This is a genomic window from Ferruginibacter paludis, from assembly GCF_030409685.1.
Taxonomy (GTDB): domain Bacteria; phylum Bacteroidota; class Bacteroidia; order Chitinophagales; family Chitinophagaceae; genus Ferruginibacter; species Ferruginibacter paludis.
The window spans coordinates 242,313-254,366 of record NZ_JAUFQJ010000001.1 but is presented as its reverse complement, the minus strand read 5'-3'; the positions used below and the strand labels follow the sequence as shown (position 1 = coordinate 254,366).

The following is a 12,054-nucleotide window of genomic DNA, read 5'->3' as shown; positions in this document are numbered from 1 at the left end:
CTAGGCAGCAAAAATTTAGGTTGTACGTAATTGTTAGTCTTTATTGAAACTGGCCCGTTCAAGGGATGTACAGTGTATGCCCGACAACTATCAATTTATCAAAAAGCATTACGTAAAATATCTGCCATGGAGCAACGACACCCCCTTCCGCCTTTTACATTGGAAAAGGCGAGACAAAAAATACAATTGGCCGAGGATGCCTGGAATAGCAAAGACCCTGTCAGGGTTTCAAAAGCATATTCCGTGGATAGCGAATGGCGAAACCGGAATTTATTTATTAATGGCAGAGAAGAGATTGTGGCTTTCCTGTCTGAAAAATGGAATAGGGAATTAGATTACAGACTAGTGAAAGAGTATTGGGCACATACCGATAACAGGATAGCTGTGCGGTTTGAATATGAATACCATAATGATGAGGGACAGTGGTTCCGGGCTTATGGGAATGAGAACTGGGAATTTGATGAGAATGGTTTAATGACCAGACGTTATGCAAGTATCAATGAACTGGAGATACTGGAAAGCGAAAGAAAAATAAAAATATAAAAGCGTCCGAAAGACATTAAAACAATTCAGATGGGTTCAGCTAAATTAAATACAAGTTTTATTTCGTTTCTTCCCGTTAGCCTTTTTGGCGGAATTCTGGGAATGACTGGATTAACTTTTTCCTGGAGGTTGGCAGAAGCAAAATGGGGCTTCCCGCACTGGATGAGCAAAGCCATTGGCCTGTTAGCTATTGTTCTCTTCCTTGCTTTATTCACTGCTTATCTGGTGAAATGGATTAAATACCCATCAACAGTGATCAATGAGTTTAATAACCCGGTCTCCTCCCCTTTCTTTACCACTTTTATTGTGAGCCTGCTTTTGTTGCCCGGTATTGTACTGCCTTTTTCAGAACGAATTGCCACAGTTGTCTGGTCAGCAGGTGTAGCGCTGATCATACTATTCACGCTGTTGGTATTAGGCAAATGGATGAGGATTCAGCAAAACACATCTGATGCACAGCCATCCTGGTTACTACCGGTGGTGGGGATGCTGGATGTTCCGATTGTGGGAAGCCAGTTACATTTCGCTGGCGCCAGAGAAATCTGTTTGTATTGTTTTGCAGTGGGGGTATTCCTGGCGATCATTATCCTGCCCATTGTCTTTGCAAGATTATTTTTTGGGCCCCCTCTGCCCGAAGCGCTGCAGCCTACCCTTCTGGTATTATTGCTCCCTTTTGCGATAACCTATTCGGATTATGAAGATTTAACCGGGGGCCGGGATATCACGGGATCAATACTTTATTATGCAGGTTTATTTTTACTGGTGTTATTAGCCAGCAAAATCGCCTTATTACCTAAATGCTGTCCGTTCAGGGTATCGTGGTGGTCAGTAAGTTTTCCATTAGCCGCAATAACCATTGCGTCCTTCAGGTATACTTCGCATCCCACACCAATTCCGGTCCAGTGGATTCCCGCAGTTTTGTTACCCCTGCTGACACTGACGTTGCTATACCTGCTGACAATCACTTTTTACCGCATTATAACCAACCAGCTTTTCTTAAACAACAGTACAGCGGAAAATGCCACTAAAGGATTACAAACATCGGTGCGCTAAGACTTCCGGAAAAGCAGGCACATTTGATCCAGGATTAGGCAGAGAATTGCGGCATTCTATTTAAACCAAAATAACATCGGCAAGCTCCAACTAGTCCGTGTAAATTCGTATGGGAATATCGAATATTTTTTATTGAACTACCTACTTGAAGCACACACGCATTTAAATACGATTACATCGCCCTATCATATTAATCAGATCATTTTACATAGCTCAGCAAGCATTCCCCGTTGCAAAGGATGGAGCAGTGATTAAAATTGAAGGAGATGAATTTTAATTTTATCAATAAACATTAATTTAAAGAACAACGAAGGGCTAGGAGCTTCCGTACCAAAGCAACAGTGTACTGAAAGTAGTGTCACTGTGACTTGATTCGGCTTTGAGGTCCTCCCTTATTCCGTAGCAGTCTCATATAGTTTGCATCTTTACCGGTACATACTTTAGCATACAATAAATGTGATACAGGATCTTTTGCAGCATTGCAGTGCCTATTGAAGTTCAAACTAATTTACAGTGCCTGGTTGTTACTCGACGGCTTAATTATTTTATCTTGTTTATAAAGTATCCTGATAATAGGGATGGCAGCAGTGAGGCAAAGCAACACAGCTTGTATTGATCCTTCCGGTCCAAACTGCCCACCAGTCAATAGTTCGGAGCCAGTGATTTGCGTGGTTAACAAACTGCTTGTTTTTTCATTGCCGGAAGTGATGGCACCAAAAATTCCGTTCTGTGTAAAATTCCAGGCAAAATGTATAGCTATGGGCACCCATAAATTTCTGTAATACATATAGGCCGCACCCAGCAGCACACCCACCACGGTGATACATACAATCGATACCAGGGTAACATGCGGGTTAACAAGGTGCAAGCCTGCGAAAATCAATCCCGAAATAGTTAACGCAATCACGCTGCCCCATTTTTCTTCTGTAATTCTAAACACGATACCTCTCAGCAGTATCTCTTCTAATATCGACACCGTAAATGCAACGGTAAAAGGGATGATTAATGTGGCAACTGGGTTGACAGCAATTACCCGGAATCCGCCATACAGATATACCACAACAATAGTGAGGCATTGTAAACCGCTGCCGGTTACGATGCCCGCCAATAATTTCTTCCCGATACCTTTTGCTGATAGTTCCGTAACGATCCTGCTTTCGTACTTACGGTAAAAAAGCCAGTAGCTGCCGATTGTCAAAATGGATACGAAGATGCCTTTTATCAGATTTCTCGGATTGGTGTTGAGCGAATGAATACCGGGTATTTGCTGAAATAGCTGCTGCCCGATAATTACGGCTACCAGGCAGATCAATACGCCGAAAATTATTCTTACTAAAGCAGAATGTAATAGCTGCTGTTTAAAAATGGTTGTTGTCATGATTATTATTTTAGTTGTTTAAAATCTGTTCAGCAATTCGGCTCCGTTATCCGTGATTACTTTATTAAATGTGCATTACTGGTTCTCTTTTCTTCAAACACGCTTCCATCATTCACGAGTATTTTTATATCAGCATACTGTCCTTTGCTGTTTTTCACAAATTCTACCTGGGCATCTTTATCAAGTACAAAAAGATGGTTGGTTATAAATTTCAACTCTGAAACTGCACCGCCGTTGTTATCATTTTTACAATACAATTTATTTTTCTCCGGGTAGATAATCAAGCCCCCATAGGTACCTGCAAAAGGCAGTAATTCCTTTAAAGAAAGCCCCTGATTTGCCACATCTACCAGCAGCGCATTTAGGTAGTATAAATATTTGTTTTTCTCTTTTTGATCGGTTGCTGCTAATAACCGGTTCCTGAATATCATTTCCTGTGCTTTTAAGTAAGCCTTACTGGCAGTAGTTTGTGCATCCGGTATCACACCTTTTCCTTCCCAGTCTGTTTGCGTAACAGGGTTAAGTGAACGGGCGAATGGAATGAATACCATGAAGCTCTGACCAACTGAAAAAGGCATTTGCGGATGGGCGCCACCACCGGTTGTTTCGCCTACCACAATGGCTCTTTTCGCAACCTGCATTCCGTAACTAAAATCCTCTGCTCCTGAAAATGTATGCTGGCTGGTTAAAATGTAAACAGGCATAGAAAGGTATAGACTATCTGCTTTGGCAGGGTCTGCGTACAGAAAAGTGGTGACCAAATTAGTGCGGTTGACCAGGTCATTCATATGCGTCTTCTCTTTAAAAAAATAACTTTCAAGCTGGCTTACCATTTGCGGACTGCCGCCTATATTTTCTCTTAAGTCAATGATCAGCGCATCGGTATTGATTAAAAATTTAAGCACTGCAGTGATGATGGGTTTCGCCGCTTCAATATCATCTGTAAACAAATCAAATGGCAGGTAGCCGATATTACCGGGAAGTATCGCAGCTTTCTTAAACATGTAATTATTTTCTTTCCAGTATTTTTTTACACGCTGCACTTCTTCAGGACTGGATTGGGAAACCTGCTGCGGTATAAATCCGGGATCAAATTTTACCCGCATGTGAGGGTCGTGATACACAACATTTATATCATGGCCTATTTGTTCAGCCAGCTTTTGAGGACTGCTCAGCAAGCCTGCATAAGCGTTCTTATTTAGTTGCGATTTAAGATAGCCGGATATAATGACTGCCTTTTCGGGAAAAATATAATGCCTGTTTAGACTATCTGTTACAGAATTGATTAATTGACTGATGTTAACGGGTTGCGGTTTACTAATTTGTGCGCTACCTGTACACGGTATTATAAAAGCAAAAAGAAAAAGCAGGTGCGTAATTTTAAAAAGTTGCATTTGAATTTATTCATTGATTGTTGTGTGGCTAAATGATTTTTACAAATGGTAGCAGCTTACTGATAAATGCAGATCTTTAAATGACCTGGAATTTTATCTGCATCCCTGAGGCTTTCATAATAAATATTTCATCCCAGGTCTTGATATTGCATTTTATAAAGGACTTATTTCTTTTGCTTCAATCATGTTTCAAGCTTTAGTTTTGTCTCCGGAATGTTCCTTAACGACAACGTTTTTTTGAAACTTGCTATGACATTTAATGTATCTCCTTTTGCCAGGCACAGATCTCCCAACCCATCATAACAATTCGCTGTTCCCGGATAGTTTGCAATATTTAGTTTAAGCAATGCATCTGCCAGAACCAAAGCTGAAAGCGAAATGCAGCCATTACTTCAACGTTTACTCCTACTATTGGCAATACTCTTGGTGTGCGCCGTTTTTTATTCGCTTTTTAAAAAATCATCAAGAATTTTATTAAAAATTTCGGGTTGATCCATTAATGGTAAATGTCCAGCATCTTGAATTAAATGAATCTTTGCATTTGGGATAATTTTAGCTGCTGCTTCACCATATTCAACAGAAAATAATTTATCATCTTCCCCCCAAATGATAAGTGTTTCATTTTTTATTTGCTTTAATAATTCTTCTGATATTTTAGAGACTGCGGTTCCACGCCCTTGCTTAAATGCATTTTTTCCTCCTTTATATTTGAGAACGGCTATTGAGTAGCTACTATGGTTCGGGTCTCTGTTTATAGGTTTATGAAGTATATAACGGGAATTAAAACGATTTGCCATTGATGATGGAAAACTATTCATCCATATTGTTCCAATTAAAGGCCAAAAAGAGACTTTTGCACCTAAACCTGCAGAGTCAACTAAAACAAGCTTATCAACCATTTCAGCATTTTCTATGGCAAAATGCAACGCAATGGCACCACCTTGAGACAATCCGACAATATGAGCCTTTGATATTTTCAATTCTTTCATGAAATCTTTGAGCCAGGTTGAAAAATATGACCTGTTATAAGGCGCATCAGGTTTATCAGATTCTCCATATCCAACTATATCTGGTGCTATTACTTGAAAATTTTCAGAGATAGTATTAATTGATGGATACCAGGTAACAGCACCTGCACCAGCTCCATGCAGGAAAATGACAGGTTTACCATTTCCACATAATAAGTAGGTGGTTTTAATTGTTACAATAGTTACTTCTCTTTGTTCAACTAATCCTTCTATTTTGTCGATTAGAAGTTGCCTATAGTTTTTTTTATTCTCTTTTTTCATGTTTTTCCCTCGTTAGAATTAATGAATGTCAAAAATTGCCGCTAACTTAAAGGTTGGTGTATGCAATTGCCTGCTGTTCTTTAGCGATTCTCTTTATTGGGTAAACTATAAACAATTTTGCCTGTAGGGTCGAGAAAATTTATTTTTGAACCTGCAATAGTGACTATCAATTGTTGAATATTTTTTAAAGTTTATTTTCAAGTTTTTTGATTGCTAATTTATGATACAAAACTACCCTGGCTTTCAGCGCCTCAAAGGACAGCCCAATGTCAGATACAGACATATACAATCATTCGCTTTCCATTTGAATACCGGCAGTGATTCCCGATGGCCTGAATCCTTTAACTACCAGGTAAATGCCCAGCGAGAATTCAAACAGTGCAACCAGTACTGCGGACAATCCTGCCAGGGGCGAATGTTGCCCGATTACACCGAACAGCATAGCTACATAACCCGCCACCAACGGCACTGCTCCCACCATCCCAATGATCGCAAGGCCTCGTGGTACCAGGCGGGACTTGTACAACATGAAACCAAGCAGCAGATCGCATATAGCCGGCATAAAACTTTGCCCGAGTAAAAAGATGCGGTCATAAAGCACTGAAAGTGCATGACCGGTAACCGATGCAGCTGCACCGGATCCTGCTTGTCTTAACGTTACTATTGACAGCAGAAAAGCCACACCAACGAAGATGGTGCCCGATTCAAGAATGCGTGCGGCAACAAGGCCCAATGCGGCACTTTCATTTTGTTTCCTTAGCACCGGGTACAACACCACTGCGGTGCTGATGCCGGCGAGTGCCACGATGATTTCGAGAATGGCACCAATGATGGCAGCGGTATCAGGCCCAGGACCTGTGATATAGTTTGCAGCATGCACCGGACGATAGAGTGCCAACGTTGGGATGGATACAAATGTGAGCAGGTACAATATGCCTGCAGTGAGCGATCTTTTCCGCAGTGAAGTCATCGGCACGCTTGCTGTTGGTACATCCATGCGGAGAGCTATATTTTGAATGGTATTCATGTTGCTATTTTTTAAAATTGATCAACTGTTTTTTGTGAAACGATGGACAACACTGTGTTGAAAGAACGCCGTTAGGAGTATCAATTTCTTCCCAATGGGTTTGTTAACCATGCTTTGGAAAAATGCACACTCACCATCACTGCCCTGTTGTGTATTTCCCTGTCATACGATATGTCGCTTAAACCATAGCTGTACCGGATGTCAATGGCGATTCTTTTTTGTTTAAAAGGAAACTCAACACCACCACCCATCTGAACACCTGCATCCCACCGCTTAAAACCTCCGTCGGTATTATTGAAAGAGAGTTTGGTTGACAGATCGCCCATGGTGTTTTTGCCACTCAGGTTGTAGGCAATGGATGGCCCTGCATTCACGTAAAATCTACCCATGTGTAAACGGCCCAGCAGCGGTAATTCCAAAGTGTTTAAACGAAGGCTTGACTCGTTAGTGGTGATCGGATTGTTTACTTTTAATTTGCCACCTTTCCTCATATAATACAATTCGGGAACAATTGAAAATGCGGGTGTGATACCAGCCTGGAAGGATACGCCAGCCTGTATACCATTGGTTGACTTTTTATAGTCGGCCAGCGATTTGTTGGCATCACCGTAATTGAGGTTAGTGCTTACCACATTGATCATCAAATCCAGGTAAGTGTTGGTTTGACCGAAGGTGTTTGCTGCCAAAAAAATCATACCCGTTACGAGTACTGTTTGTAATTTCTGCTTCATAATAATTTTTTTAAAGTTGGTTAATTATTTAACTGAAGCAAAAGTATAGGAACGGCTGTGGGCGTGCAATTCAGCTATGCAAAGCGAAGAATGATGTCTGCCAACGGGGCTTTTTAATCTTCCAAATTCCGGATGGATTATGGCTTGCTGTTGATGAGTTGAAGGAAGGCTTCCTTGTAGGTATCTGAAACTGGAATCAGCTGATCTGCAATTTTAATCCTGCTGCGTTCGATAGATTCTATTTTATTGATGGCAACCATAAAACTCTTATGTACCCTGCATACCAGGTGAGCTGGTATCAGCTGTTCGAGCTCGCTGAAACCCTGCAAGGTCATGATCTTTTTACCGGGCGTATGAATGCGTAAATAATCTCTCATCCCTTCTATGTAAAGGATGTCATTGATCATTATTTTTTCAAGTCGGTTTTCTGTTTTCACGAAAATAAAATCCAATGATTTTTCCGCTACACGCTTGCTTAAATTTTCCTGTGCTTTATTTACGGCTTGTAAAAAGCGATTGAATGTAAATGGTTTTAGAAGGTAGTCTGTAATGTGCAGCTCATAGCCCTTTAAAGCATATTCCTGGTAGGCTGTTGTAATAATAACCTGGCTGGTTATTTTAGAACTTTCCAGTAATTCTATGCCGGATAATTCATCCATATTAATATCCAGGAAAAGTACATCTACCTTATTGTTGTTCAGGTAGGTAAGGCCACTCAAGGCATTGTCGAACGTGGCGCTTAAATTTAAGAAGGGAACTTTGTTTACAAAGTCTTTTGTTTTTTCCAGCGCCAGTGGCTCGTCTTCAATAATGATGCAGGTATATTTATCCATTGGTAATCGTTAAGTTTACGGTGTATAATTCAGCTGTTTTATGCACTTCCAGCACATGTTTTTCCGGGTAAATAAGTTGTAGCCGTTTTTGAATCAGCTCATTGCCTAAGCCGCTGTCAGGTGGCCGCACGGTCGGTTTCGAATCAAATTTATTTTCACATACCAATTGTATGGTTTTATCATTTATTACGATATGAACGGTGATGGCATTCGCCAGTTTTTTATTGTTGGTATGTTTAAAAGCATTTTCAATAAAGGGAATAAAAACCATCGGGGCAATCATCTTATTACCAATCGGACCGGTTACTAAAAACCGTACATAATTGGCGTTGGATGTTCTTATTTTTTGCAGGGCGATGTATTTTTCAATGTATTCAATTTCCTGCGACAGCAGTATCTGGTCCGCCATTGTCTCGTACAACATAAACCGCATAATGTCGGATAACTTATTTAAGTAGTTGGATGCTTCAACAGCGTCTTTTATAATAAGTGCATCGATGTTATTGATGGTATTGAAGAGAAGATGCGGATCCAGCTTGGATTTAATCAGTGCCAGTTCCATTTCATGGTTCTTCTCTTTTAATGCCTGCTTCAATTTTATTTCGTTGAACCAGGTGATAAAACCTTTAATCACTAACGCCACCATGCCACAAACAGAACCAATAAAAGTCATGATAATAATTACCCTTACAGCAGTAGACCGGCCGTTTTTTCCACCCTGGTCCATGTCGATCACACGGCCTGTCTCTATTAAATAGCGGTGCAGGATGTAGGCTATAATAGATGCACAAATGGATATAAGCAAGCCGACAGCAATGGACTGGAGAAACTTTTTTTGCTGCAGGTATTTAGGAAATAAAATAACATAGTATAAATAAAATGTGATAAAGGAGGGTGTAAAGGCAAACAATAAGATATTTTTAAAAGCAATCACCATGCGGGAGTTGGGCGCACTGGCATACAGGCTGCTGCGATAGTAAACACTTAACATGATTACAATCAAAATAAAATAGCAGGCCCAAAAGCCGATGTGTAATAAGACAATAAAAGACTTTTTCATAATAAGTACTTAAAGAGTATGAAGGTCTCTTATTAATTTCACTTTTGTGAAACTGATATGCAAACAGGCCATATTTGTCTGCAAAATGAGTTGTTGCAAAAAGGCTCCGGTCCCTTCAAAATATGGCAAGATTTTCAGCCATTTAAATATCCTGAATGCCTCCTCCTATGCAGGTATAACTTTCAGGAAGTCTTGTTCAACGATATTTTTGTGCTGCCAAGCCAGGGAATATCGTAGTAAAAACTTTTTTATTGATTCCTTTTTGCAATATAATCAAACCCCTCAAAATCAATGTTCAATAATCAAATCCCCTTGCACAAAATCTCCGTCAACTAATTTCCTTTTTTCGTTGAGCATTATTTTTCCATTTGGTAATAATTCCGGGATAAACTTACCGCTTCCTGCAATTAACACCAGTTGGGTGGTTACATGTTGATAGTTCATCTCCATACTACCGTCATTGCCAACAATGGTAAGTACTTGTCCCCTTACGATATTCTCACCTGAATAATTTGAGCTAAGGATGTTGCCTGTTTGCCTGAATACAAAGAAAGTTTCTGTACTGAAATCACCGCCAGTTTTATTATTAGCAGGCGAAAATATTTTGCCGTTATAATTAATCATAAATGGTCAATACAGATTTATTCAATGAATGCGTAAAAAATTAGATTATAACCATCTGAAAATCATATTTATCAATGGCCTCTTTACTGTTTATATTTAATAATACCGATGCCTGCAGGCCATCCTCAACAGACCATCGTTTTCCCAGTTTAAGGGCGGCCAGCAAAGGTAAGTCTGCATAATATAGACGGGTGTACCTGGTGACCTTGTTATAAAACTGGATATTGCTGGCAATATCATTCAGGTAAACCGCTTTGCTTACACCGTGACCGCTGGTTGTTACTACAGAACCAGCGGTTAAACCCATGCTTACATAAAAATTTGAAGAGGCGTTTTAAAGTACCTCTGCGGCAGGAAAAGGTTGCAGGCTTTGCTGCTAACCTGGAGTTGCGTTTACAGCGATGCCAACAGAAAGCGGAAAATCCACTGCCCTTACCCGCCGGTAAAAATTTAAAAAAGGCTCAATCACAAACACTATTTTTTATAACCTACTATTTGCTACCGGCATTTTTTCAGCATGTCCTTTTTTGACATCAAACTGTCCCTTCGAAGGATGAAAGCCGCTGTAGCTTTGCATCATACGATAACCAATTAAATATAAAAATGAAAAAGAAAGCAATTTTACTCACACAAATCTTCGCATCAACAAGTGCAATTATGTTGCTTTTTCTACTTGGCTCATGCAAAAAAGAATCCTTCAACTCAGGTGCAACAAAAGAGTTTACTTTACAATCTGCTGCAAACGATGCCTCCTATCAAATCAGGGTTGGGTTACCCGCCAATTACAATCCCCTGGTGGAAAAATATGCAACTATCTATGTGTTGGACGGGAATGATATTTTTGATTTCGTCGCTAATAAGTGCAAAGAAATTTCCGATAACCTTGCTGTTAAAAATGTAGTGATTGTAAGCATTGGGTACGGGCAAGACCGCAGTATAGATTACACTCCAACAAAAATTAGCTCAATAACTGGCGGTGCTCCTCAATTCCTGAATTTTATTAAAACGCAATTAATACCCAAAATTGAGCAGGATTATAAGGTAGATACTGCCCGAGCCAGCAGGGTAATTCTTGGTCACTCATATGGAGGTTTATTTGGTGGATATGCTTTTAGTATTCATAATAAATTGTTTGGTAATTATATCTTACTGAGCCCTTCATTTTGGTTTGATGATCTTATTGCTTTACGGCAGGAAAAGGATAACAGGAACGATAATAAAACAAGACAACAACTGGTATTTATGGGCATCGGCGAAGCAGAAAATGCAGGAAGGATGCAAGCCCCTTTTGAGGCATTTTACCAAGCGCTGCAAAAAAACTATTCTGATATTAAACTCGAAAAAAATCATGAAAAGAATTTAGATCATCTGGGGTCAAGAAATCCAAATATAGAAAAGGGCCTCCATTTCTATTTTCAAAACAAGTAATAGCAATCAGCATTCATTTAATTCACTTTCTAAAACATCATTTATATGAAACAGCATAAATTTTTATTCTTCATTATATCAGTGTTAACCTTTAGTAATAGTCTTGCACAAACAGAAAAACAGGCAATAAAAGAAAAACATTTTGCAGTAAGGCAATTAACCATTGAGCTGGGCATTGGTATCCATTCTAATTTTGGAACAGATTTACTCATCACAAACCTGGTTCAATGGAATCCTAAGAAACATCTTGCCTTTGCTTCACATTCGTCTTATAATATCAACAATTTACTTCAGCGAAATTTTAATGGTATCAAAACTGAATACAATTATTCCATTAACCAAAAGTTTGGCGTAGGTACTACATTCTATTCAAAAAGAAGCTCCAATACATTTCTATTAATGGCTGGTATAAAATATACTTCCTTTAAGGAAATTTTACTTAATCCAGATAACAAAAATGTAAGTGCAGGAGTAAACGCTTTAAGTCCTGATTATGGATTGATGTATAGCCTGAAGAAGGGCGTAAAAAAGTATTTTTTCAGTTTTCGTATGTATGTACCACTTTATCCCTGGCCTGTTAAAGCCACTAATATTTCCGCTGTGGATGGCAATATGAATAATATTGCTTTAGAATTTGGTGCAGGCATAAAAATTAAATAAAAACAGTGCTGATAATTTTGTTGAGCCTGAATTT

13 protein-coding genes are annotated in these 12,054 nt (G+C 39.4%); 4 read left to right on the top strand and 9 right to left on the bottom strand.

All coding sequences use genetic code 11. From position 1 onward, the window contains the following. Positions 1 to 126 precede the first annotated feature (126 nt). Both QWZ08_RS01125 and QWZ08_RS01120 read left to right on the top strand, forming a co-directional pair. Positions 127 to 543, top strand: a complete 417-nt coding sequence (locus tag QWZ08_RS01125; protein ID WP_290335318.1) for a nuclear transport factor 2 family protein — start codon at positions 127 to 129, stop codon at positions 541 to 543. A gap of 30 nt (positions 544 to 573) precedes the next feature. Further along, on the top strand, positions 574 to 1,596 hold the full coding sequence (locus QWZ08_RS01120; protein ID WP_290335317.1) for an SLAC1 anion channel family protein: 1,023 nt from the start codon (positions 574 to 576) through the stop codon (positions 1,594 to 1,596). A 508-nt stretch (positions 1,597 to 2,104) separates the two neighbouring features. Here the strand turns inward: QWZ08_RS01120 and QWZ08_RS01115 are convergent. From QWZ08_RS01115 to QWZ08_RS01075, 9 genes are all read right to left on the bottom strand, one after another. Continuing rightward, a complete protein-coding gene (locus QWZ08_RS01115; protein WP_290335316.1) occupies positions 2,105 to 2,974 on the bottom strand; it encodes a CPBP family intramembrane glutamic endopeptidase in 870 nt (289 codons plus the stop codon). A gap of 56 nt (positions 2,975 to 3,030) precedes the next feature. After that, positions 3,031 to 4,368: a S41 family peptidase gene (locus QWZ08_RS01110; RefSeq protein WP_290335315.1), complete on the bottom strand. Its 1,338-nt coding sequence runs from the start codon at positions 4,366 to 4,368 to the stop codon at positions 3,031 to 3,033. 440 nt (positions 4,369 to 4,808) lie between these two features. Next, on the bottom strand, positions 4,809 to 5,657 hold the full coding sequence (locus QWZ08_RS01105; RefSeq protein ID WP_290335314.1) for an alpha/beta fold hydrolase: 849 nt from the start codon (positions 5,655 to 5,657) through the stop codon (positions 4,809 to 4,811). 289 nt (positions 5,658 to 5,946) lie between these two features. Continuing rightward, on the bottom strand, positions 5,947 to 6,684 hold the full coding sequence (locus QWZ08_RS01100) for a DUF4386 domain-containing protein (RefSeq protein WP_290335313.1): 738 nt from the start codon (positions 6,682 to 6,684) through the stop codon (positions 5,947 to 5,949). A gap of 80 nt (positions 6,685 to 6,764) precedes the next feature. After that, positions 6,765 to 7,415 carry a porin family protein gene (locus QWZ08_RS01095; RefSeq protein WP_290335312.1) on the bottom strand — a complete coding sequence of 217 codons (651 nt, stop codon included), beginning with the start codon at positions 7,413 to 7,415 and terminating at the stop codon, positions 6,765 to 6,767. A 137-nt stretch (positions 7,416 to 7,552) separates the two neighbouring features. After that, complete coding sequence (locus QWZ08_RS01090) at positions 7,553 to 8,248, bottom strand: LytR/AlgR family response regulator transcription factor (RefSeq protein ID WP_290335311.1); 696 nt, start codon at positions 8,246 to 8,248, stop codon at positions 7,553 to 7,555. Further along, positions 8,241 to 9,308 (bottom strand): sensor histidine kinase, encoded by a 1,068-nt coding sequence (locus tag QWZ08_RS01085; RefSeq protein ID WP_290335310.1) that lies wholly within the window; start codon positions 9,306 to 9,308, stop codon positions 8,241 to 8,243. The genes QWZ08_RS01090 and QWZ08_RS01085 overlap by 8 nt, the downstream gene beginning before the upstream one ends. Before the next feature lie 288 nt (positions 9,309 to 9,596). Continuing rightward, positions 9,597 to 9,932, bottom strand: a complete 336-nt coding sequence (locus tag QWZ08_RS01080) for an avidin-fold protein (protein ID WP_290335309.1) — start codon at positions 9,930 to 9,932, stop codon at positions 9,597 to 9,599. 40 nt (positions 9,933 to 9,972) lie between these two features. Then, positions 9,973 to 10,239: a hypothetical protein gene (locus QWZ08_RS01075; protein WP_290335308.1), complete on the bottom strand. Its 267-nt coding sequence runs from the start codon at positions 10,237 to 10,239 to the stop codon at positions 9,973 to 9,975. Positions 10,240 to 10,535: 296 nt separating this feature from the next. Between QWZ08_RS01075 and QWZ08_RS01070 the strand changes: the two genes are divergently transcribed. Next, entirely contained in the window at positions 10,536 to 11,360 is an 825-nt protein-coding gene (locus QWZ08_RS01070) for an alpha/beta hydrolase (protein WP_290335307.1), read from the top strand. 45 nt (positions 11,361 to 11,405) lie between these two features. Beyond that, on the top strand, positions 11,406 to 12,020 hold the full coding sequence (locus QWZ08_RS01065; protein WP_290335306.1) for a hypothetical protein: 615 nt from the start codon (positions 11,406 to 11,408) through the stop codon (positions 12,018 to 12,020). The last annotated feature ends 34 nt before the right edge of the window (positions 12,021 to 12,054 follow it).